General features: G+C 70.7%; 19 protein-coding genes. 5 read left to right on the top strand and 14 right to left on the bottom strand.

The window, feature by feature from the left end; translation table 11 throughout:
• Positions 1–46: 46 nt before the first annotated feature.
• Positions 47–1,153 carry a M48 family metallopeptidase gene (locus tag OHA17_RS26420; protein WP_406508650.1) on the top strand — a complete coding sequence of 369 codons (1,107 nt, stop codon included), beginning with the start codon at positions 47–49 and terminating at the stop codon, positions 1,151–1,153.
• Positions 1,154–1,196: 43 nt separating this feature from the next.
• On the opposite strand, the gene OHA17_RS26415 is transcribed toward OHA17_RS26420, so the two are convergent.
• The 5 genes from OHA17_RS26415 to proB form a co-directional block, all read right to left on the bottom strand.
• The gene (locus tag OHA17_RS26415; protein WP_406508649.1) at positions 1,197–2,279 is read right to left on the bottom strand and encodes a hypothetical protein; all 1,083 of its coding nucleotides are present in this window, start codon (positions 2,277–2,279) and stop codon (positions 1,197–1,199) included.
• Positions 2,280–2,458: 179 nt separating this feature from the next.
• Positions 2,459–3,160 (bottom strand): hypothetical protein, encoded by a 702-nt coding sequence (locus OHA17_RS26410; protein ID WP_406508648.1) that lies wholly within the window; start codon positions 3,158–3,160, stop codon positions 2,459–2,461.
• A gap of 79 nt (positions 3,161–3,239) precedes the next feature.
• Positions 3,240–4,541: a glutamate-5-semialdehyde dehydrogenase gene (locus OHA17_RS26405; RefSeq protein ID WP_398871838.1), complete on the bottom strand. Its 1,302-nt coding sequence runs from the start codon at positions 4,539–4,541 to the stop codon at positions 3,240–3,242.
• Between the two features lie 74 nt (positions 4,542–4,615).
• Positions 4,616–5,074, bottom strand: a complete 459-nt coding sequence (locus tag OHA17_RS26400; protein ID WP_053727451.1) for a hypothetical protein — start codon at positions 5,072–5,074, stop codon at positions 4,616–4,618.
• A 153-nt stretch (positions 5,075–5,227) separates the two neighbouring features.
• A complete protein-coding gene (gene proB, locus OHA17_RS26395; RefSeq protein WP_053727450.1) occupies positions 5,228–6,355 on the bottom strand; it encodes a glutamate 5-kinase in 1,128 nt (375 codons plus the stop codon).
• Between the two features lie 361 nt (positions 6,356–6,716).
• On the opposite strand from proB, the gene OHA17_RS26390 reads away from it, so the two are divergent.
• The gene (locus OHA17_RS26390; RefSeq protein ID WP_406508647.1) at positions 6,717–8,867 is read left to right on the top strand and encodes a PIG-L family deacetylase; all 2,151 of its coding nucleotides are present in this window, start codon (positions 6,717–6,719) and stop codon (positions 8,865–8,867) included.
• A gap of 63 nt (positions 8,868–8,930) precedes the next feature.
• Here the strand turns inward: OHA17_RS26390 and OHA17_RS26385 are convergent, their stop codons facing one another.
• From OHA17_RS26385 to OHA17_RS26375, 3 genes are read right to left on the bottom strand one after another with little or no spacing between them, the layout of a single operon-like run.
• Positions 8,931–9,362, bottom strand: coding sequence for a GtrA family protein (locus OHA17_RS26385; RefSeq protein WP_398871844.1), 432 nt, complete (start codon positions 9,360–9,362; stop codon positions 8,931–8,933).
• Entirely contained in the window at positions 9,362–10,351 is a 990-nt protein-coding gene (locus OHA17_RS26380; protein WP_398872476.1) for a glycosyltransferase family 2 protein, read from the bottom strand. Before OHA17_RS26380 ends, OHA17_RS26385 begins: the two co-directional genes overlap by 1 nt.
• A 2-nt stretch (positions 10,352–10,353) precedes the next feature.
• Complete coding sequence (locus OHA17_RS26375) at positions 10,354–10,707, bottom strand: hypothetical protein (RefSeq protein ID WP_406508646.1); 354 nt, start codon at positions 10,705–10,707, stop codon at positions 10,354–10,356.
• A gap of 300 nt (positions 10,708–11,007) precedes the next feature.
• Here OHA17_RS26375 and OHA17_RS26370 point away from each other — a divergent pair, with 300 nt between their 5' ends.
• The 3 genes from OHA17_RS26370 to OHA17_RS26360 are packed head-to-tail and all read left to right on the top strand — an operon-like array spanning position 11,008 to position 16,589.
• Complete coding sequence (locus OHA17_RS26370) at positions 11,008–13,878, top strand: CDP-glycerol glycerophosphotransferase family protein (protein WP_406508645.1); 2,871 nt, start codon at positions 11,008–11,010, stop codon at positions 13,876–13,878.
• The gene (locus OHA17_RS26365) at positions 13,875–15,041 is read left to right on the top strand and encodes a glycosyltransferase (RefSeq protein ID WP_406508644.1); all 1,167 of its coding nucleotides are present in this window, start codon (positions 13,875–13,877) and stop codon (positions 15,039–15,041) included. The genes OHA17_RS26370 and OHA17_RS26365 overlap by 4 nt, the downstream gene beginning before the upstream one ends.
• A 24-nt stretch (positions 15,042–15,065) precedes the next feature.
• A complete protein-coding gene (locus OHA17_RS26360) occupies positions 15,066–16,589 on the top strand; it encodes a DUF6056 family protein (RefSeq protein ID WP_406508643.1) in 1,524 nt (507 codons plus the stop codon).
• A gap of 84 nt (positions 16,590–16,673) precedes the next feature.
• Here the strand turns inward: OHA17_RS26360 and galE are convergent, their stop codons facing one another.
• The 6 genes from galE to galU form a co-directional block, all read right to left on the bottom strand.
• Complete coding sequence (gene galE / locus OHA17_RS26355) at positions 16,674–17,657, bottom strand: UDP-glucose 4-epimerase GalE (RefSeq protein ID WP_406508642.1); 984 nt, start codon at positions 17,655–17,657, stop codon at positions 16,674–16,676.
• A gap of 16 nt (positions 17,658–17,673) precedes the next feature.
• Positions 17,674–19,305: a glycosyltransferase family 2 protein gene (locus OHA17_RS26350; RefSeq protein ID WP_406508641.1), complete on the bottom strand. Its 1,632-nt coding sequence runs from the start codon at positions 19,303–19,305 to the stop codon at positions 17,674–17,676.
• A gap of 274 nt (positions 19,306–19,579) precedes the next feature.
• Positions 19,580–21,019 (bottom strand): GTPase ObgE, encoded by a 1,440-nt coding sequence (gene obgE / locus OHA17_RS26345; RefSeq protein WP_406508640.1) that lies wholly within the window; start codon positions 21,017–21,019, stop codon positions 19,580–19,582.
• 144 nt (positions 21,020–21,163) lie between these two features.
• Positions 21,164–21,418 (bottom strand): 50S ribosomal protein L27, encoded by a 255-nt coding sequence (gene rpmA / locus OHA17_RS26340; RefSeq protein WP_053727440.1) that lies wholly within the window; start codon positions 21,416–21,418, stop codon positions 21,164–21,166.
• A 14-nt stretch (positions 21,419–21,432) separates the two neighbouring features.
• On the bottom strand, positions 21,433–21,753 hold the full coding sequence (rplU, locus tag OHA17_RS26335; protein ID WP_030217574.1) for a 50S ribosomal protein L21: 321 nt from the start codon (positions 21,751–21,753) through the stop codon (positions 21,433–21,435).
• 170 nt (positions 21,754–21,923) lie between these two features.
• Positions 21,924–22,796, bottom strand: a complete 873-nt coding sequence (galU, locus tag OHA17_RS26330; RefSeq protein WP_406508639.1) for a UTP--glucose-1-phosphate uridylyltransferase GalU — start codon at positions 22,794–22,796, stop codon at positions 21,924–21,926.
• Positions 22,797–22,830: the final 34 nt, after the last annotated feature.

The following is a 22,830-nucleotide window of genomic DNA, read 5'->3' as shown; positions in this document are numbered from 1 at the left end:
TGTCGTCAGGGGGACGGGCCGACGACTCGAACGACAGGGGGCACCCATGACCGAGGACATCAACGACAACGTGCCGAGCAGGCAGCGGCGCAGGTTCCCCGGGATCTCCTCCCGGGCCTACGAACACCCCGCGGACCGTTCGGCGCTGGTCGCGCTGCGCAAGCTCACCGGCTTCGACACCGTCTTCAAGGCGCTGAGCGGGCTGCTGCCCGAGCGCAGCCTCAGACTGCTCTTCCTGTCGGACTCCGTGCGGGTGAGCGACGCCCAGTTCGCGCACCTCAACGCCATGCTGCGGGACGCCTGTTACATCCTGGACCTGGAGAAGGTCCCCCCGATGTACGTCACGCAGAACCCGCAGCCCAACGCGATGTGCATCGGTCTCGACGAGCCGATCATCGTGGTGACGACGGGCCTGGTGGAGCTGCTCGACGAGGAGGAGATGCGCGCGGTCGTCGGACACGAGGTGGGCCACGCCCTCTCCGGCCACTCCGTCTACCGCACGATCCTGCTCTTCCTCACCAACCTCGCCCTGAAGGTCGCCTGGATCCCGCTGGGCAACGTCGCGATCATGGCGATCGTCACGGCGCTGCGCGAATGGTTCCGCAAGTCGGAGCTGTCCGCGGACCGGGCCGGGCTGCTGGTCGGCCAGGACTTGCACGCCTCGATGCGGGGGCTGATGAAGATAGCGGGCGGCAACCACCTGCACGAGATGAACGTGGACGCGTTCCTGGAGCAGGCCGCGGAGTACGAGACCGGGGGCGACCTGCGCGACTCCGTGCTGAAGATCCTCAACGTGCTGCCCCGCTCGCACCCGTTCACCACGGTGCGTGCCGCCGAGCTGAAGAAGTGGTCGGAGACCCGCGACTACCAGCGGATCATGGACGGTCACTACCCGCGCCGCGACGAGGACAAGGACACCTCGGTGACCGACTCCTTCCGGGAGTCCGCGGCCTCCTACGCCGACGCGGTCAAGAGCAGCAAGGACCCGCTGATGAAACTGGTCGGCGACATCGCGGGCGGCACGGCGGACCTGGGCGGCAAGCTGCGCGACAAGTTCACGGGCACGGGCACGCGCCCCTCGGACAAAGCGGCGGCACCGGACGCGGAGCCGACCGACGGCAAGCCGGAGCAGAACGGCAACGGGGAGGGCTGAACAGGGAGGGCTGAGGAGGAAGGCCGAGCAGGGCTGAGCCGGATCAGCCGGCTGCGGGGGGCGGCTGGACGCCGGAGGCCAGGGTGCCGCAAACGGCCTCGGGGGCGGGACCGATCGCGTACGGGTCGGTGCCGGCCGGGCCCTGCGCGCTCGCCCGCTCCCCCGCGAGGAGCGGCCTCAGCTGGGCCGCGACATCGGCCGAGCAGGCCTGCGGACCGGCCTCGACGGTGCTGGCCTGCAGCTCCGTACGGTTCAACCGCAGATCCTCGCGGTCGAGCCGGAAGTGCAGCTCGCGGCGGACGGTGAACAGCGAGGCGTCAGTGGTGTGCGGGCCGTTCCCGACCGGGTGCAGGGCGTACACGAACACGTAGTCGGTGGCGACGTCGAGCGCGTCCGATCCGGACTCCGAGTAGCTCATCGAGCCCTGGACCCGGATCTGCGGGTCGGCCAGGACCACCTTGGCCGGATCGAAGCGCACCAGCCAGCCGGTGGCGGAGTGCCGGCCGTCGTCGACCGGGGTGGCCACGCTCTGGTCGAACTGGGCCATCAGATCGGGGTCGAGCAGCACCCGGATCTCATGGACCGGGCCGCCGGCCAGGACATCGGGGTCCAGGGACGACTTGACCAGGTAGTCCTTGGCGATGGACAGGGCGTTCATCACCTGCGCCTCGGAGAAGTGCGCGGTCTTGGTGGCCGAGGGCAGGTTGATCCCGGACCCGCCGATCCGGAACTGGGCGGCCGGGCTGTGCGCGAAGAGCTGCTCCGCATCGCCGCCCGGCACCGGGCCCTGCGGGGCCAGCGGCACCACGGCCATCCGCAGCGGCTCGGGGTGGCTGGTCGGGGGCGGCTGGTACGGGTGCCGGATGCCCATGTAGATGGCGGTACTGAACGCGATGAGGAGCAGCAGGACCAACGCGACGGCGGGTTTGGAGGAAGCCCTGAAGGACCAGCTCGGACGGGACCGTACGGCCCGCGCGTGCTCGCGCATGCGCTCCTGGGCGGAAAACTCCTGAAGGCGGGCAGCACGGACGAACGATTCGTCGAAGACGACGGACCGGTACTCGTCGTCACCACCGCCGGGGAGGCCCTCCGGTGTCCCCTCGGGTGGCTCTCCACGCCCTGCCATACCTTCAGGGTAGGTCTGGTGAGGGAAAGGTAAACGCGCTGGTACACGTCAACTTCTGACGAGTTCCTGCGGGGGGCTTCTGGTGCTGCTCAGGGGAGTGGGCAGGGGAAGGGGAGGGTGGGCGGGGGGGGGGAGGGGCCCCACCCCCGGATGCCCCGCAGAAACCGCCCCCCGCCCCCCTAAGGCACCCGAGGTGCAGCCGAAACGGCCGGGGCGTCGAAGTCGGCCGAGGCCGAGGCGGAGACCGCGGGGACGGGTAGGGCGTCTGTGCCGGGTCCCGCGCCCACGCCCCGTCCCAGGCCTCCGGCGTTGGAGGAGGCAGCGGCGGCGCCGGGGGCCGGGCCCATCACCTGCTCCGCCGCGTTCGTCGGGTTGTCGACGTTGCTGGTGGCGGGGGGTGGGGCCTTGTCCTCGTGGTCGGAGGTGGCGCCCCGGTAGACGGCGGAGAAGGCCAGGGCGACCATGCCTATGCCCATGATCACGGCGAGGAGCCAGGCGATGGGGCGGTGCCAGCGGGCTCGGCCCCGGTAGGGGCGCAGGACGCCGCCGTGGCGGCCGTAGGGGCCCGCTTCGGCGCCGCCGGACAGGCCGGGGCCGCCGAGGTCGTCCGGGTCGCGGCCGGGGCGGTAGGGGTCGTAGCCGTCGTCGTAGGGCTCGTCGTCGGGGGCTCCGGCGCCCGCGCGGGCGCGGGCCGCCTCCGCCTCGGCGCGGGCCTGGGCGGCGGCGAGCAGTCGCTCTACGGCACTGGGTTCGTGGATCTCGGCGGCGCGTACGAAGTCCTCGTCGAACACCACGGAGGCGAAGTCATCGTCCGCGCCCCCGCGGTCGTCGTCGGGCTCCCGGCCGTCCGGAAACGGCCCGCCCCCTACGTCGTCCGGCACCCGTTCAGGGTAGCCCCGGGCGGTCGTTTTGGGCAGTGAGTGGCCGAACTCACCGTCCCGGAGCGGGAGTTACGGTCGCTTACCGGATGTGACCGTCGCCGGTCACGATGTACTTCGTCGAGGTCAGCTCGGGCAGTCCCATGGGGCCGCGGGCGTGCAGCTTCTGGGTGGAGATGCCGATTTCCGCGCCGAAGCCGAACTGGCCGCCGTCGGTGAACCGGGTGGAGGCGTTGACGGCGACGGTCGTGGAGTCGACGAGCTGGGTGAAGCGGCGGGCCGCGGCCTGGGAGGTGGTGACGATGGCCTCGGTGTGGCCGGAGGTCCACCGCCGGATGTGGGCGACGGCGGCGTCCAGGGAGTCGACGACGGCGGCGGCGATGTCGTACGAGAGGTACTCGGTCTCCCAGTCCTCCTCGGTGGCCGCGACGACGGTGGCCTTGGAGGCGCCGGCGTGGGCCCGCACCCGCTCGTCGGCGTGCACGGTGACTCCGGCGTCGGCGAGCGCGTCCAGGGCGCGCGGCAGGAAGGCGGCCGCGATGTCCTGGTGGACGAGGAGGGTCTCGGCGGAGTTGCAGACCGAGGGGCGCTGCGCCTTGGAGTTGATCAGGATGTCGACGGCCATGTCGAGGTCGGCCTGGGCGTCGACGTAGACGTGGCAGTTGCCGGTGCCGGTTTCGATGACGGGGACGGTGGATTCCTCGACGACGGTGCGGATCAGGGAGGCGCCGCCGCGCGGGATGAGGACGTCCACGAGGCCCCGGGCTCGCATCAACTCCCGTACGGATTCGCGGGTTTGGCCGGGTACGAGCTGGACGGCGTCGGCGGGCAGGCCCGCGCCTTGCACGGCGTCGCGCAGGACGCCCACGAGCGCGGTGTTGGAGGCGTACGCGGAGGACGAGCCGCGCAGCAGGACCGCGTTGCCGGACTTGAGGCAGAGGGCGGCCGCGTCCACGGTCACGTTGGGCCGGGCTTCGTAGATGATGCCGACGACGCCGAGCGGGACGCGGATCTGCCGCAGGTCGATGCCGTTGGGCAGGGTGGAGCCGCGGACGACTTCGCCGACGGGGTCGGGCAGGGCCGCCACGTCGCGCACGTCGGAGGCGATGGCGCGGATCCGCTCGGGGTTCAGGGTGAGCCGGTCGATGACGGTCTCGCTGGTGCCGGCCTCGCGGGCCTTGGCGACGTCGACGGCGTTGGCCTCGACGATCTCGGCGCTGCGCGCTTCCAGGGCGTCCGCGATGGCGAGCAGTGCCTCGTCCTTGACGGCGCGCGGAAGTGGCGCGATCTCGGCGGCCGCGGCGCGGGCCCGCTGGGCGGTCCGGGTGACCGGGGAGATGTCGTCGGAGGGAGCGGCCGGGGAGGGCGTGGTGTGCGAAGCCATGTCCGCAGACTAATGCGCGCCGGGAGGTCGTTCTGACCGTATTCCACTCCCCGAGACGGTGCCGGGGAGCGGGGTCAGAAAGGGTGGACGCCTACGGGTGCGGCCGGTGGCGGGCCGTATCCCTCGGCGAGTCGCTGGTGGTAGGTGCCGCGGTCGATGACTTCGAGGCCGACGATCTCCCAGGGCGGCAGTTTGGCCGTGGAGCGGTGTTCGCCCCACAGGCGCAGGGCCACGGCGGCCGCGTCGTGCAGGTCGCGGGCCTCTTCCCAGTAGCGGATCTCGGCGTGGTCGTTGGCGTAGCGGCTGGTCAGCAGGAACGGGTGGTCGTGGGCGAGCTGTTCGAGGCCGCGGCGGACCTCTTTCAGCGGGGTCTCGGCTCCCGAGACGCTGAGCGTGATGTGCCACAGCCTGGGGGTGTCCCCCGGCTGTTCGGGTACCTCTCTCCGTTCGACGTCGGCCCCCGTCCCCACACTGGTCAGGGTCCGCTCAGCCGTCGTCCCTCGGGGCGCCGCCCCGGGGCGCGCTCGTCTCACCGGCGGCCTCCTGTGCTGCTGTGTGCGATGCGGTGCGGTACTGCGCGGGTTGCCGGTCCGCGTGTACCCCCGCTTCAAAGTTGACCAGCCCGAGGCCGGGCGCGGGGCGGTTTTCCTGAAGGTGTCTGTCTTATGGCTGGACTTTCAGCCGTTTCAGGGGTGCAGGACGACCAGATCGTCCCTGTGTACGACTTCGCGCTCGTAGCCGGGGCCGAGTTCCTTGGCGAGGTCGTGGGTGGAGCGGCCGAGGAGCTGGGGGATTTCCTTGGCGTCGAAGTTGACGAGGCCGCGGGCGATCGCCCGGCCCTGGGGGTCGCGCAGTTCGACGGGGTCGCCGGCGGCGAACTCGCCCTCGACGGCGGCGATTCCGGCGGGCAGCAGGGATTTGTGGCCTTCGACGATGGCGCGTACGGCTCCGTCGTCGAGGACGAGGGCGCCCTGCGGGGTGGAGGCGTGGGCGAGCCACAGGAGGCGGTCGGCGGAGCGGCGCCCGGTGCGGTGGAAGTGGGTGCCGGTGGCGCGTCCGGCGAGCGCGTCGGCGGCCTGGCTGGCGGAGGTGAGGACGACGGGGATGCCGGCGGCGGCGGCGATGCGGGCGGCCTCGACCTTGGTGACCATGCCGCCGGTGCCGACGCCGGCCTTGCCGGCGCTGCCGATCTGGACGTGCGCGATGTCGGCCTGGCTGCGGACTTCGTCTATGCGGGAGGTGCCGGGTTTCGACGGGTCGCCGTCGTAGAGGCCGTCGACGTCGGAGAGCAGGACGAGGAGGTCGGCGCGGACCAGGTGGGCGACGAGCGCGGCGAGGCGGTCGTTGTCGCCGAAGCGGATCTCGTCGGTGGCGACGGTGTCGTTCTCGTTGACGACGGGGAGCGCGCCCATGGCGAGGAGTTGGTCGAGGGTGCGGTAGGCATTGCGGTAGTGGGCGCGGCGGCTGGTGTCGTCGGTGGTGAGCAGGACCTGTCCGACGCGTACGCCGTAGCGGGCGAAGGAGGCGGTGTAGCGGGCGACGAGGAGGCCCTGGCCGACGCTGGCGGCGGCCTGTTGGCGGGCGAGGTCCTTGGGGCGGCGGCGCAGTCCGAGTGGGGCGAGGCCGGCGGCGATGGCGCCGGAGGAGACGAGGACGATCTCCTTCTCGCCGCCGCTGCGTGCCTTGGCGAGCACGTCGACCAGCGCGTCGACCCGGTCCGCGTCGAGGCCGCCGGAGGCGGTGGTGAGTGAGGAGGATCCGATCTTGACTACGATTCTGCGGGCCTGTGCCACCTGCTGCCTTGCCACTGTCACACGGTGAAATCTATGTCAGGACGGGCGCTCGGCGCTTGGAGGTTCCAATCTGCGGACAGTCTCAACGTGACCGCACGGAGAACCTTTAAGTTCGACAAAGTACGAAAACTGGGGAAGTCATGGCCCGATGGGGTGCTGAAGCGCACACGTCCGTACCTTGCTGTTTCATACCGGCGGGGCAAATTTAGCGTCTGAAGTGAAACCTCCGCAGCCGCTTCGCCCTCCCTTCTGATGACCAGTCGAACAAACTCCACGGTGGGCGCAGGGCGGGACTCGGCTCACATGGATGCAACTAGGAGCGTGCCGGATGCCGTCGTCGCCGTCTCGTAGACGTCTGTTGCAAGTCGCCGGTGGCGGGCTTGTGGCGGCGCCTCTTGCCTACGGGGGATGGCAGTGGCTGGCGCCGCAGGGCGGTTCGGGCACGCAGGGCTCGTCCGCCGGGACGACGACGGGGAAGCCCGCGTCGGCCGCGTCGGAGCAGTCGTATCTGCACGTGATCGCGCACGCGGACGACGGCATCTACTTCATGAACCCGGACCTGGAGCAGTCGATCCGCAGCGGCGCGCTCTCGGTGACGGTGTGCATGACGAGCGGCGAGTCGGACGGCCGCAACGCGGCGCCCAAGACCCCGCAGTTCAAGTCGTTGCCCACGGACCGGCCGGGTTTCGCGCGGGCTCGGATAAACGGGCTGCGCGCCGCCCACGCGCTGATGGCGACGGGTGACGACAACAGCCCGTGGTCGGTGGAGCCGGTGGAGCTGCTGCCGGGGTTCCGTTCCGAGCTGCACTATCTGCAGGCCGCTCCGCACGTCCAGTTGATCTACATGGGGCTGTGCGAGGCGCGCTATGTGAGCGTGCCGCGTCCGGTGAGCATGCGGGGTCTGTGGCTGGGCGCGATCGAGCAGTTGCCGACGCTGCCGGGCACGGGGAGTTCGGTGCGGATGCCCCGCGCCTACACGCGCGACCAGCTCACCGACGCGCTGGCGGCGGCGATCGCGCGGGTGAATCCGACGGTGATACGGACCCTGGATCCCACTCCTCTGCACGCCCCGCGCGAGACGGTGGCGATGATGAGCGCGCCGACGATACTGCGCGGGCTCAGCTATCTGGACCATCAGGACCACACCGCGTCGGCCCGTTTCATGCAGGCCGCGATGGAGCGTTACTGGGGTGCGGGCAAGGGCCGTGCCGCGTCGGTGTCCAACTATTTCGGCTATCCGACGAACTACACGCCGCCGTCCCTGGACGCGGCGACCACCCGGCGCACCGCCCAGCTCCTGAACGCGTACGGCTGGGTCGATCACCGCGACTGCGGTGATCCGTCGGGCTGCGGCGATCTCAAGGTGGGCCCGAACGGCCTGAAGGCGGGCGGCGCCGGCTGGGCGCGCGGCACCCGCACCCGCGCCCCGGGCACGTCGCGCTGGCTGGCGCCGTTGAAGGACGGCCGGCTCGCGGCGTTCGCGGTGCTGAACGGCGCGGTGCGCTGCTGGGTGGAGCGGGCGGCCGGCCAGGACCCGTGGGTGGGGCCGTTCGATGTGGTGGGCAGCGCGGGCTCGCCGCTCGACCCGCAGGTGGAGGTCGTGCGCCACGCCGACGGGACGCTTCAGCTGTTCGCGACGCGTACGGTCCTGCCGTTCAAGGGCAACAAGCACCACAAGGAGCTGGTGTGCGTCCTGCAGAGCGGTGTGGGCGCCGACGGGGTGCCCAAGTTCGGCGCGTGGAGCTCGCTCGGCACGCCGGACGCGAATCCCGACAAGTCCCTGGAGACGGGCTATCCGGCGACCGCGCTCGCCCCGGACGGCACGGTGCACGTCCTGGCGCGGAACTGGGCGGGTGATGTCGCGATGCGCAGCGGCCGGGGCGGCAAGGACTGGGGGCCCTGGCAGCTCCTGGACCATCCGCCGGGCAAGCAGCCTCCGCATCCGCTGGTGGTGGAGGGGATCGACGCGCTGGTCGACCCGTCGGGCCGGATCCATGTGGCGGCACCGGTCGCCAAGACGGTGCTGCACTGGGTGTCCCCGGCGCCCGGCGAGCTGCCGAAGCTGTCGCCGCCGACGGGTGTGACGCCGGCGGGCAGCGCGGTGAGCCTGGTCGCGGACGGCAGGGGCGGCGCTTCGGCCGTCTACCGCCAGGCGGGCACCGCCCAGGTGGCCGTCGCCTCGCCGGGCGGTCCGGGGGCCGCGTGGAAGGTGGCGCGGCGGACCCCGGCGGGCGGCTACGGGCGGGTCGCCGCGTACCGGCTCGGCGGGAACGGCGGCACGCTGGTCCTGGCGGTCCGGGACGACGGGGGCCGGGTCGTGCCGTCCTCGGACGAGTCGGCGCAGCCGGCCTGGGAGAGCCCGGGCGTGCAGTTCGTGGGCATACCGGGCGCGGCGCAGGATTCCTCGGGCCGGGCCGTGCTCGCGGTGCTGGGCACGGACGGCCAGTTGTACGCGTCCCGCCAGACCAGGCCGGGGGCCCGGTTCGGTGAGTGGGCGCCTGCGGCGAAGGAGAGCGCGGGCAGCCGCGTCTAGGAGATGGCCAAGGGGGCGGACACCGTGTGGTGTCCGCCCCCTTTCGTTGTTCTCGCGGCGCCGCTACTTCACCGGGATCTTCGGTGCGGCCGCCTCGGGCTCGCCCGTGGGGTCCTGGTGCCCGGACACCAGGATCTTGCGGGACAGCACATAGGTGAACGGGATGGCCACCACGGCGGCGACCAGCGGGGCGATGGTCTTGTTCATCCCGACCCAGTGCACGAGGGCGAACAGGCCGGCGCTCTGCACCACGAAGTTGGTGACGTTGGTGAGCGGGAAGAGCAGGAACTTCTTCCAGGTCGGCTTGGTGCGGTAGGTGAAGTAGGTGTTCAGGAAGAACGAGCCGACCATGCTGAGCAGGAAGGCGATGGTGTACGCCACGAAGTACGGCAGGTGCGCGAGGTGCAGCAGCGGCCAGTAGAAGGCGTAGAAGGTGCAGGTGTTGACGCCGCCGACGAAGCCGAAGCGGATGACCTGCCCGAGCTGACTGGGCATCAGACCACCTTGTGCTGCTGGTCGTTGCGGTACAGCTCGCGCCGCTCGACGCCCTCGGGCTTGCCGGGGAAGCCGTGCGACTCCTTGACCAGGAAGTGCGGGCGGCGCTTGGTCTCGTAGTAGATGCGGCCGATGTACTCGCCGATCAGGCCCAGCATCACCATCTGCACGCCGCCGAGGCCGACGATGATCGCGACGAGGGTGACGTAACCGGGGGTGCTCACGCCGTACGCGATGGCGGCGACGGTGATCCACAGGGCGTAGGCCGCGCCGATGCCGGCGAGGATCACGCCGAGCCAGATCGCGAGGCGCAGCGGACGGTTGTTGAAGGAGATCAGGCCGTCCATGCCGTAGTTCAGGAGCGAGCCGAACTTCCACTTGGTCTCGCCGGCCTCGCGCTGCGCGTTCTGGTAGTCGAACGTGATGGTGTCGAAGCCGATCCAGGAGAACAGGCCCTTGGAGAAGCGGTTGTACTCGCCGAGCGAGAGCAGTGCGTCCACGGCGGGCCGCGACAGCATGCGGAAGTCTCCGACGCCGTCGGTGAGCTCGACGTCGACCCACTTGTTGACCGCGCGGTAGTAGAGGCGGCTCAGGGCTGAGCGGACCTTCTTGTCGCCTTCGCGGGTGCGCCGGGCGATGATCTGGTCGTGGCCCAGCTGGTGGAGGTCGAGCATCCGCTCGATGAGCTCCGGCGGGTGCTGGAGGTCGGCGTCCATGATGACCACGGCGTCGCCGGTGGCCTCGCGGAGCCCGGCCAGCATGCCGGCCTCCTTGCCGAAGTTGCGGCTGAAGGAGACGTAGCGGGTGGCGTCCGGGTACTTGTCGGCCAGCGCCCGCAGGTGCACGAGCGTCTTGTCGCGGCTGCCGTCGTCCACGTAACAGATCTCGTACTCGATCGCGAGGGTGTCGAGCACGCTGCGGGTCTTGGCGTCGAATTGGTCGATGACCGCTTCTTCGTTGTAACAGGGGACGACGACCGACAGCTTCATCATCAGTGCTTTCCAGTAGAGGAGCGGCAGGTGCGGGTGCGGAGCGCCCCACCGATGGCGACAGCGAGCAGGGTGGCGAGTGCCGGACCGCTCACCACCGGTCCGGACGTCAGCCCGGGAGTATGGTACGAGCAGGTGACGCGGGAGCCGCTCCCGGCCGCCCTGACGGCGATCGGCCCGCCGAGGGTGCCGGTGGTGCCGGGGCGGGAGGCGGCCCGGATCGAGTGGCCGGCGGCCGTGCCCCGGGCCGGGCCGGTGGCCCGCGCGGCGTCGGCCGCCCTGTCGAGTGTCCCACGAGCGAAGCGGTCCGGGGGCGTGCGGGCGATGTCCTCGGCGTCGGCGGAGCGGAACGTCACGGGAGCGCGACGGTGACCGGGCCGGCACTCGGCGTCAGCAGGACCGGGGTGGGGGGAGCGGGGCGAGATCTTCGGCACCCTGGCTCCCTCGTGCGCTCGGCTCGGTTGTCCACCGCTTCTCCCTATAGAGGGGTGTGGGCTCGCGACGGTTGCCTTCGCGCCACACATTCGGGTGACAAACCCCGGCGGGCCTGACGATGTCCCTTTTGCCGGGCGGCCGGGCGGGACCGGGCGGCTGCAGAGCACGGTAGGAATACCAGGTAGCGTTGAAGCGCCTGCGAGTAGAACAAGTGGATTGAGGTGCCAGTGCCTGACGTCTCCGTGATCGTCATCGTTTACAACGACGCAGATCGCCTGCCGACGGCTGTCCAATCGGTCTTGGACCAGACGTTGAACAGCGTCGAGGTCCTGATCGTCGACGACTGCAGCACCGACGGTTCCTTCGAGCTCGCCCAGGCACTGGAGGCTTCTCACCCGGGCCGCATCCGCGCTTTCCAGTTGCCCGAGAACAGCGGCGCCGGCGGCGAGCCCCGCAACGTGGGCATCGGCCATGCCACGGGCCGCTACATCATGTTCCTGGACAGCGACGACGTGCTGGAGCACAACGCCTGCCGGAACCTTCTGGAGGCCGCGGAACAGACGCGGGCAGACATCGTTTCCGGCCTCTGCGTACGCCTCACGCAGGGCACCCGCACCACGAAGCGCACCGAGTGGTACCCGTGGCTGTACCGGACCACGCGCACCCTGGAGTCGATCACCGAGCTCCCCGACCTGTTCGTGTGGGACACCCTCTCCACGAACAAGTGCTACCGCCGCGAGTTCCTCGTCGACAACGACCTGCGCTTCCCCAAGGGCATGTTCTACGAGGACCTGATGTTCATCGCCGAGGCCTACCTCGCCGCGAACCGCATCACCCTCATCCCCAACCAGGTCTATTTCTGGAACGTGCACGAGAAGGCGACCGTGAAGTCGGTCACCAACCGGCGCCACGAGATGACCAACTACGAGCACCGTCTGGAGATCCACCGCCGGATCGAGGCGCTCCTGGAGCACAACGACCTGCACGGGCTGCGGCTCGCCAAGGACGTCAAGTTCCTCAAGCACGACCTGGTCCTGCACCTGCGTGACCTGCCGCACCGTGACGAGGAGTACCGGGCGGAGTTCGCCGCGCTGTCCCGCGAGTACCTGGCGGACCTCTCTCCCGAGGCGTACGACAGCGTCCTGCCGATCCAGGCGATCTGCTCCTACCTGCTCCAGCAGGGCGACTGGGACAATCTGCTGCCCGCCGTGGACGCGCTGATCCGCCGCAACACGGTGACGTCGCCGCTGATCGAGCGGGACGGCCGGATCTACTGGTGCGGCGAGCACCTGGACACCGCCGACGGCGCCAAGTTCCTGGACGTGACCGGGCTCGGCTACCACACCCGCCCGCTGACCCAGCTGGCGCTCGGCAATCGGCTGACCTCGTACGCCGACGACGGGCGCGGCAAGGTGCGGCTCGGCGGCTCGGTCGTCAATCCGCTGGGCCGGATCCGTCCCGGGGCCAAGCTGAGCGGCACCCTGGAGTTCCGGGCCCGGCGCACCAGCCTGCAGTCCTTCAGGTTCCCGCTGGCCTCGCTGAAGCACGCGGGCCAGACGCTCGACTGGACGGCCGAGGCCGATCTGGCCCGCAAGCTGCGGCCGCTCGGCATCATCGACGTGGTCTGGGACGTGTGGGTCAACCTGGACGTCGACGGCGAGAAGGTGCCGACCCGCCTGGGCGCGGGCCGCATCGAGCTGGAGTCGGCGCGCCCGCTGCGCATCCGGCCGCGCCTGACCCGCCTGGTCGCCGACCGGCTTGTGCCGGAGATCTCCGCGAAGGGCAACCTGTCGTACCTGCTGACCGCCGAGGGCCAGGCCACCGTCCGCACCCAGGAGCTGATCGGCGAGGCCCTGCAGAGCAAGGCCGCCTCGCTGGCCAAGAAGGGCCTGCGCAAGGCCCGCAAGGCCAAGAAGGACCTCAACTCGGGCGACACCAAGATCCGCGTCTACCACGAGGCGTTCTCCAAGCTGCCGATCCGCAAGGGTCTGGTGGTCTTCGAGAGCCACATGGGCAAGCAGTTCAGCGACAGCCCGAAGGCGATCTACGACGAGATGCGCCGCCAGGGCGTGCAGTTCGACGCGGTGTGGTCCTACGACGGCGCCAAGCCGGCCGGCTTCCCCAAGGACGCCACGCTGGTCAAGCGGTGGAGCTACCCGTATCTGCGGGCGCTGGCGCAGGCCGAGTTCTGGATCGACAACCAGGGCTTCCCGATGAAGCTGACCAAGCGGCCCGGCACCACCTACATCCAGACGTGGCACGGCAGCGCGCTCAAGCGGATGGGCTTCGACGTGCCGCAGATGAAGCTGCTCAACCGGGCAGGGCAGGCCACTCACCAGAAGGTCCTGGACCGCTTCGACCACTTCCTGATCCGCTCCGAGCACGATGTGCGCACCCTGGCGAGCGGCTTCCGGCTGCGCGACGAGGTGCTCCTTCGCACCGGCTACCCGCGCAACGACGCGCTCGTCGCGGCGCGCGAGCAGGAGGCCGGGAGCGGCGAGCGGGTCCGCGGCCCGATCGCCGAGCAGCTCGGCATCGCCGCGGACAAGAAGGTGCTGCTCTACGCGCCGACGTTCCGCGCCTCGGAGTCGGGAGCGGTCAAGAAGTTCGAACTGCCCTTTGACGTCGAGGAGTTCGCGGACCGCTTCGGCGACCGCTACACCCTCCTGATCCGCTCGCACTACCTGAACCAGGTGGTCCTTCCGCCCTCGGTGCGCGGCAAGGTCATCGACGTCTCGCAGGGCCACGACATCACGCCGCTGCTCGCCCTGGCGGACGGTCTGATCACCGACTATTCGTCCCTGATGTTCGACTATGCTCTGCTCGACCGTCCCATGATCTTCTTCGCGTACGACTACGAGGAGTACGCGGACGAAACCCGTGGCACCTATTTCGATCTGCGCGACAAGGCGCCCGGGCCGGTCGTCGCCACCGAGAGCGAGCTGTTCGCGACGGTGGACGGCCTCAAGGCGGCGGACGCCGACTACGCGGGGGCCCGCGAGCGGTTCGCCACCGAGTTCGGCGAGTACGACAAGGGCACCGCGGCCCAGCAGATCGTTGCCAAGTTCTTCACTCCCGGGAGCGGTAAGTGACTGAAGTGACCGCCACGGACGGCGGCCGTGACATCTTCCTCGTCTCCAACGCCGTCAACGAGCTGGGCGGCGTGACCACCTGGTCGCACCAGATGGCCCGGCTTTTCGTGGAGCGCGGCAACAAGGTCCACGTCATCGGCATCACCCCGCCGTCGGTCCCGCACGAGCTGGACGACGACCTGCCGTACGCGACGACCACGCTGTACGACGCGCATCCGCCGTCGGTGGGCAGCGCGCGCGGCATCAAGGGCAAGCTGAACGTCGTCGAGCACCGCCGCCGGGCCGCCCGCGCGGCCGGCATGCACGCGCAGGCCGCGAAGCTGACCCGGCTGTTCCGGCAGGCCCGGCCCGGCGCGATCGTCATCGTCACGCAGGTGTGGGCGATGGAGTGGGTGGCGCTCGCCGACACCTCGAACGTGACCGTCATCGGCATGACCCACGAGTCGTACGAGACCTGCCGCAAGTCCTCGCGCTTCAACCGGGTCAAGCGGTTCTACAAGGACGTCGACCGGATGCTCGCGCTGACCCGCGAGGACGCCGACCTGTGGGCGCTGCAGCGCCTGGACAACGTGGGCTTCATGCCCAACCCGCTGCCGTTCTTCCCCGAGGTGCCCTCGCCGCGCACCGAGAAGCACGTGGTCAGCATCGGCCGGCTGCACGAGGAGAAGGGCACCGACCTGCTCCTGGACGCCTGGTCCGAGGTGGCTACGGTGCACCCTGATTGGACGCTGCGGATCTACGGCTCCGGCTCCGACGAGGAGGCGCTGCGCCGCCAGTGCACCGAGCTGGGCCTGGACGGCTCGGTGGAGTGGATGGGCCGCACCGACGACCCGGCGGGCGCGCTGCGCGACGGCTCGGTCTTCACGCTCGCCTCGCGCGGCGAGGGCTTCCCGCTGTCGCTGATGGAGTCGATGGCGACGGCCGTGCCGTGCGTCGCCTTCGACGTCGCCCCCGGCATCCACGAGATCATCCGGGACGGCGAGGACGGCCTGCTCGCACCGCCCGGCAACACGCACGTCTTCGCGCGCCGCCTCAGCAGCCTCCTGGCCGACCAGGAGCTGCGCGACCGTCTCGGCGAGGCGGCCCGCGAGAACATCCAGCGCTACCGGACCGAGGAGATCGTCCGGCGCTGGGAGTCGCTCTTCGATCTGCTCCAGCGCTGACCGCCCCCGAGACCCCCTGGAATCATGAACTCATCGACCACTGTGGCCGCCGACGACAGCGCCGCTGAGGCGCGGAGCGCCGCCGCGGACCGCCCCGAGCGGTCGGGGGCGCGCAGAGCCCTGCTGTGGACCGCGGGGACCATCACCGCCGCCACCGGCATACTCCTGGCCGTCGGCTCGTTCCTGGGCCTGTACGTGCGGCCCACCTCCGACGACTGGTGCGCCGCCTGGAAGTCCCGGGACATGGGCGTCTTCGGCATCACCTCCGACTTCTACAACACCCAGAACGGGCGGGTCACCAACGCCTTCCTGAGCGGGATCATCTACTCGGACGGCCTGGCCGGGGTCAAGATCCTTCCGGTGATCCTGGTGGTCACCATGGGCATCGGCCTGGTGCTGATCGGCCGCGAGATCCTGCGGGCGTTCGGCACCCGGGCCCCGCTGCTGCTGCTGGTCGCCGTGGCGATGGTCCTGGAGACGCTGCTGTTCTTCGCGGGCACCCGCTCCTACCAGGTGCTCCTGTGGACCCCGGCGACGATCTCGCACACGATGCCGTTCATCATCGCCCTGTGGGCGCTCCTGTTCGGCATCTGGGCGTTCCGCACCGGCCGCAAGGCGCTGCGCAACAGCGCGCTGGTCCTGACCGCCGTGGTGGGCTTCGCGATCGGCACGCTGAGCGAGCCGTTCACGGTGGTCAGCTGCGTGCTGGTCGGCACGGCCGCGCTGGTGTGCCTGCCGCGCCTGAAGGTCGCCAGGAGCTGGTACCCGTTCACCTGGTCCGCGGTGTACTGCGCGGCGGCCGTGATCGGCCTCACCTTCCTGTACACCTCGCCGGGCGCCCGCTGGCGCCGGGCGCAGACGCCGCCGACGAAGATGAGCGTCGGCGACGTGTTCAAGGACTACTTCCACATCTGGGACACGATCCTGCACCAGTGGATCTACCTGGGTGCCATCGCCGCCGGTCTGCTCCTCGGCCTCGCCGTGGCCCTGCTCGCGCCGCGCCGCGAGCAGTCCGCCGCCGCGCGCCCGCCGGCCGCGATGCTGCGCGTGATCTTCGTACTTCCGGTGCCGCTGATGGCGCTGTGCACGCTGCTCGTGGCGTACGCGCTGCGCAGCGGCTACGGCCCGACGGGCTGGACGTACGCGCGCACCTGGATGAACTTCATGATCCCGCTGGTGATCGCGCTGTGCGGGTACGGCGTGCTGCTCGGCCACTGGGCCGGGCGCCGCATCGCCGAGCGCCGCTCGCCGCGCCTGGTGCCGATCGTGGCGACGGTCCTGGTCGGCGCGTTCGCCCTGTCGGCGACGGCGGCGCTGGTTCCGTCGGTGCAGAAGCTCGCCGTCTCGACGGTGTACCGCAGCATCGCCTGGGACAAGCAGAACGCGAAGATCCGCTCGGAGATCGCCAAGGGCGAGACGGACGTGGCGTACAAGCCGATGTACATCGGTTCGCTCGCCGAGCCGTTCTTCACCAAGAACTACCAGCGTGACTGGGTCGCCCAGTGCACCTCGAAGTTCTACGGCGTGGACCGCATCCACAAGCCGTGACATAGCCACGACGAAGGAGGGGCGCCCCGGGTGAAATCCGGGGCGCCCCTCCTTTTACGTATCCAAGCCTTGCCCGTCCGGGTCTCAGACGGCGTCGCGGTGGTGGCGCCAGCCCTGCCACGCCGAGGAGATCATCGAGCGCACGTCGTGGTGGGCCTTCCAGCCGAGCTCCTCGGCGATGCGGTCGGCGGAGGCGACGACGCGCGCCGGGTCGCCCGCGCGCCGCGGGTGCACCTCGGGGGCGATGCCGCGGCCGCTGATCTCGTTGATCAGGTCGACCATCTCGCGCACCGAAACGCCTTCACCGCGGCCGATGTTGACCGTCAGGTCGCCGTACTCGCCGGCCTTCGCGGACTCGGCGAGCTTGCGGGCGGCCGCCAGGTGGGCGTCGGCGAGGTCCTCGACGTGGATGTAGTCGCGCACGCAGGTGCCGTCGGGGGTCTCGTAGTCGTCGCCGAAGATGCGCGGCGGGTCCCCGTCCTCCAGCTTCTCGAACACCATCGGTACGAGGTTGAAGATGCCGGTGTCGGCGAGCTCGGGGGTGGCGGTGCCGGCCACGTTGAAGTAGCGCAGGCAGCCGGTGGCGATGCCGTGCGCCTTTCCGGCCGCGCGGACCAGCCACTCACCGGCGAGCTTGGTCTCGCCGTACGGGCTCATCGGCAGGCACGGGGTGTCCTCGGTGACGAGGTCGACGTCCGGCATGCCGTACACGGAGGCGGAGGAGGAGAACAGGAAGGTGCGCACGCCCGCCGCGGCGACCGCTTCCAGGAGCACGGTCAGGCCGAACACGTTCTCCCGGTAGTAGTGCAGCGGGATGTCGACGGACTCGCCGACCTGCTTCTTGCCCGCGAGGTGCACGACCCCGGTGACGGCGTGCTCGGCCAGGGTGCGGTCCACGAGCTCGCGGTCCAGGACGGAGCCGACCACCAGAGGCACACCCTGTGGCAGACGGGCCGCGTCACCGCTGGAGAGGTCGTCGAGGACGACCACGCGCTCCCCCGCCGACGTCATGGCCCGCACGACATGGGAACCGATGTATCCGGCGCCGCCAGTGATCAGAAAAGTCATATGCGCGTCCACGTCCTCATCGTCGCCTTGATCGAACCGTCCGGGCCAGTCTGCGCAGCTTCCCGCCGACCACCCCGAAGGCCCCCTGCACTCCGGGCGCGAGCCGCACCGCGAGCGATCCGCTCGACGTCCGGTACGGCTGCACCAGCAGAACACCGTACCGGCTGCCGGGGACGGCCGTGCGCCGCAGCCCGGCCGCCTTGGCCCGCAGCGTGGTGTGCGGGCCCCGGCCGGGGCCGGTGTTCAGGCGGACCCTCAGGTCCCAGATCTGGGTGCCGCGGCCACCCGCCGCCGCCAGCCGGGCCAGAGATACGGGGACCTGCCCGCTCCAGCCGCCCTCGGCGGCCCGCAGCGGCGCGGTGACGGTCAGGGCGCTCTCGCCGCCGTCCCTGGGCACGAACTCGATGTCGGCGGCGGCCGGGGCGCCACTCGCGGCGAGCCGTCCGTACAGCTCGTGCACACGCAGTTTGAGGATGCCGCGCCGGCCGGCGAGCAGCGTCGCGTCGACGGCGACGGGCAGCCGGTCGGCGGGCAGCGCGTCCAGGCCGTCCAGCACCACGTCCAGGTCGTCGGCCCAGACCGGGCCGGCTGCGGCGGTGGCGTACGGCGGGATCAGGCGGGCCGGGTCGGCGGCGAGCTGGGAGAGCCGGTCGAGGTCGCGGGGCTCGTCGGCGGCGAGCACCACCTTGGCGGCCCAGCGGGCCGGGGCGGCGGCCGCGGCCACTTCGGCGGCCTCGAAGGTGGCGAGGTGGTCGCGGGTCAGCCGCCACCAGTCGGCCCGGTACCCGGCGTCGCGCACGCGCAGCTCGCGCAGGTACAGGCACAGGTCGTAGTCGACGAACTTGGTGCGGCAGGCGGCCGCGAGTCCCTTGCGGTCGGCGGCCCGGAACGCCTCGACGGCCTTGGTGTGGGCGGCGATGCGCGCCTGCCAGTTGCCGACGTCCTTGCGGGCGAGCGAAATGGAGACCTGGGCGGCGGCGCGGCGCACGTGCCAGATGTAGACGAGTTCGGGCACGACGGCGATGCGGGGGGCCGCGGCGTACACGCGGGCCGTGAAGACGAAGTCCTCGTACACGAACCTGCCGTCGGGGAACCGCAGCTGTCGGTTCGTCAGGAAGTCGCGGCGGTAGAGCTTGTTGACGCAGAGCGTGTCGTGAAGGAGCTCGGGCGCGGCCTCGGGCGACTCGTGCACGGCCGCCTCGTTGTAGAGGCCGGGCTGCCAGCGCACGTCGCGGCCGCCGGGCAGCTCGCGGCGTACGGCGCGGCCCACGGTGACCTCGGTGCCGTGCTCCTCGGCCGCGTCCAGCAGGGCGGCGACGGCGCCGGGCGGCAGCACGTCGTCGCTGTCGAGGAACATGACGTACGGGGCGGTGGCGGCGGCGATCCCGTCGTTGCGGGGCGTTCCGCACCCGCCACTGTTCTCTGTCCGCCGCACCACGCGCAGCCGGGGCTCGGTGGTGGCCAGCTGGTCCAGGACGGCGGCCGTGCCGTCGCTGGAGCAGTCGTCGACGGCCACGACCTCGGCGACGGCCGAGCCCTGCGCGAGCGCCGACCGGACGGCGTCACCGACCAGCTCGGCGTCGTTGAAGGCGATGACGACGACGCTGACGCCGGTAGGCCCGTGGGGGGTGGCAGAACTCTGGCTCACCCGGCGAATCCTACGGGAGAGGGCTGGGGGCTCCGGTGCTGGCCAGGGACCAGGTGCCCTTTAGGGGCGCGGGACTGAGGCATCGCGCGGCTCCCGCCGCGTGGGCGCGACCGGGACATGCTGGCTGCCTGCAGGGGCGCGGGGAACTGCGCGAGCAACCACGCACGGTCCGAGGACGAAAGACGGCGTTAGGGGCGCGGGGAACTGCGCAAACAGCCCCCGACGGCCCGCAGTCGAATCCCGCACCCCCGCCACAGCGTCGCAGCGTCGCCCCCTAGAAGGGCCCGAACTCCTTGAACTCCTGCTCGGCCTCGTCGCGCTCGACATCCCGGTCCCGACGCCGCTGCGCAGCGGGACGGGGCGCCTCAAGGCGGTGGTCCTCGCCACGACGGCCCAGCATCTCCGCACCGGCCATCATCGTCGGCTCCCAGTCGAAGACGACCGCGTTCTCCTCGGGCCCGATGGCCACGCCGTCGCCGGAGCGGGCGCCGGCCTTCATCAGGGCGTCCTCGACGCCGAGGCGGTTGAGGCGGTCCGCGAGGTAGCCGACGGCCTCGTCGTTGTTGAAGTCGGTCTGGCGGATCCAGCGCTCCGGCTTCTCGCCACGGACCCGGTAGACCTCGTTGGCCTCGTCGAAGGTGACGGTGAAGCCCGTGTCGTCGACGGCCTTCGGGCGGATGACGATGCGGGTCGCCTCCTCCTTGGGCTTCGCGGCACGCGCCTCGGCGACGATCCCGGCGAGCGCGAAGGACAGCTCCTTCAGACCCGTACGGGCGACGGCCGAGGCCTCGAAGACCTGGTAGCCGCGCTCTTCAAGCTCCGGGCGGATCATGTCCGCGAGGTCCTGGCCGTCCGGGATGTCGATCTTGTTGAGGACGACGATGCGGGGCCGGTCGTCGAGCCCGCCGTACTGCTTGAGCTCCTCCTCGATGATGTCGAGGTCGGAGACCGGGTCGCGGTCGGACTCAAGGGTCGCGGTGTCCAGGACGTGCACGAGGACCGAGCAGCGCTCGACGTGCCGCAGGAACTCAAGGCCCAGGCCCTTGCCCTGGCTGGCGCCGGGGATCAGACCGGGGACGTCCGCGATGGTGTAGACGGTCGAGCCGGCCGTGACCACGCCGAGGTTCGGGACCAGGGTCGTGAACGGGTAGTCCGCGATCTTCGGCTTGGCCGCCGAGAGGACCGAGATCAGCGAGGACTTTCCGGCGCTCGGGTAGCCCACCAGGGCCACGTCGGCGACGGTCTTGAGCTCCAGGACGATGTCGGCGGCCTCGCCCGGCACGCCGAGCAGCGCGAAGCCGGGGGCCTTGCGGCGGGCGGAGGCGAGCGCCGCGTTGCCGAGGCCGCCGCGGCCGCCCTGGCCCGCGATGTAGGTGGTGCCCTCGCCGACCAGGTCGGCGAGCACGTTGCCCTGCTTGTCGAGGACGACGGTGCCGTCGGGCACGGGCAGGATCAGGTCCTGGCCGTCCTTGCCGGAGCGGTTGTCACCGGCGCCGGGCTGGCCGTTGGTGGCCTTGCGGTGCGGCGAGTGGTGGTAGTCGAGAAGCGTCGTCACGGACTGGTCGACGACCAGGGTGACGTCGCCGCCACGGCCGCCGTTGCCGCCGTCCGGCCCGCCGAGCGGCTTGAACTTCTCACGGTGGACGGAGGCGCAGCCGTGGCCCCCGTTACCCGCGGCGACGTGCAGCTCGACGCGGTCCACGAAGGTGGTCATGGGATGTGCCTCCTGAGGGCCCCCGGCCGGAGGCTGAGGGAAAGTACGGATTGTCTATCTAGTAACACGCGAAAGGCGGACCCGCTTCCCGTGGGGGAAGTGAGGTCCGCCTCCGCTGAAACCGCTCTACGAGTGCCTAAGTGATCAGGCAGCCGGAACGATGTTCACGACCTTGCGGCCACGGTGGGTGCCGAACTGCACCGCACCGGCCTGCAGCGCGAACAGGGTGTCGTCGCCACCGCGACCGACGCCCGCACCCGGGTGGAAGTGGGTGCCGCGCTGGCGGACCAGGATCTCACCGGCGAGCACGGTCTGACCGCCGAAGCGCTTCACACCGAGCCGCTGAGCGTTGGAGTCGCGACCGTTCCGGGTGGACGATGCGCCCTTCTTGTGTGCCATGTCTCCTCAGTCCCTTACTTCGCAGCCGCGGGGATGCCGGTGACCTTGATCGCCGTGTACTGCTGGCGGTGGCCCTGGCGACGGCGGTAACCGGTCTTGTTCTTGTACCGAAGGATGTCGATCTTGACACCCTTGTGGTGGTCCACGACCTCGGCGGTGACCTTGATGCCGGCCAGCACCCACGGGTCGCTGGTCACAGCGTCGCCGTCGACAACGAGCAGGGTCGAGAGCTCGACCGTGTCGCCAACCTTGGCAGTGGAAATCTTGTCAACCTCAACGATGTCGCCGACAGCAACCTTGTGCTGGCGACCACCGCTGCGCACGATGGCGTACACGCGGATCTCTCTCTCGCTCGATACGGAACCCTTGAAGCCAGCCATCCCGCAGAAATGCAGGGGGCCTCCCCCGGCGGACCGGGAGGTGAGGTGCTCAGGGGCAGGCGCGTATATAAACACGCCGAGGGTCAAGGCTACGGGGCCGGGCGTGGCGGGTCAAACCAGGGTCGTTACCCGCACTCCTCGGCGACGAAACCACGCAGCCAGGCCCGGAAGTCCGGGCCCAGATCGGCCCGCTCACTGGCGAGGCGGACGATGGCCCGCAGGTAGTCCGCCCGGTCCCCTGTGTCGTACCTGCGCCCCTTGAAGACGACGCCGTGCACGGTGTCGAGCCGGTTGAGCGCGTCGGTGAGCTGGATCTCGCCGCCCCTGCCGGGCCCGGTGGTGCGCAGCGCGTCGAAGACGGCCGGGTCCAGGACGTAGCGGCCGATGACGGCGAGGTTGGAGGGCGCCTCGGCCGCCTCGGGCTTCTCGACGAGCCCGGTGACGCGCACGACGTCACTCTCGGCGGTGGTTTCGACGGCCGCACAGCCGTAGAGGTGGATCTGTTCGGGATCGACCTCCATGAGCGCGATCACGCTGCCGCCCTCGCGCGCCTGGACCTCGACCATGCGGCGCAGGAGCGGGTCCCGGGCGTCTATGAGGTCGTCGCCGAGCAGCACGGCGAAGGGCTCGTCGCCGACGTGCGGGGCGGCGCACAGGACCGCGTGGCCGAGGCCCTTGGGATCGCCCTGGCGTACGTAGTGGACGGTCGCCAGGTCGCTGGACTCCCGCACCTTCGCGAGCCGGTCCGCGTCGCCCTTGCGGGTCAGCGCCGACTCCAGCTCGTGGTTGCGGTCGAAGTGGTCCTCCAGTGCGCGCTTGTTGCGCCCGGTGACCATCAGGACGTCCGAGAGCCCCGCCGCGACCGCCTCCTCCACCACGTACTGGATCGCCGGTTTGTCGACCACCGGCAGCATCTCCTTGGGGGTGGCCTTGGTGGCCGGCAGGAAACGCGTGCCGAGCCCGGCGGCGGGGATGACGGCTTTGCTGATCGCACTCATGCGGGGACTCATGCGGGGGCGGACTCTCCTTCGT

The organism is Streptomyces sp. NBC_00212 (assembly GCF_045206365.1).
Taxonomy (GTDB): Bacteria; Actinomycetota; Actinomycetes; order Streptomycetales; family Streptomycetaceae; genus Streptomyces.
The sequence above is the reverse complement of the archived record's forward strand: the minus strand, read 5'-3'. Positions and strand labels throughout refer to the sequence as shown.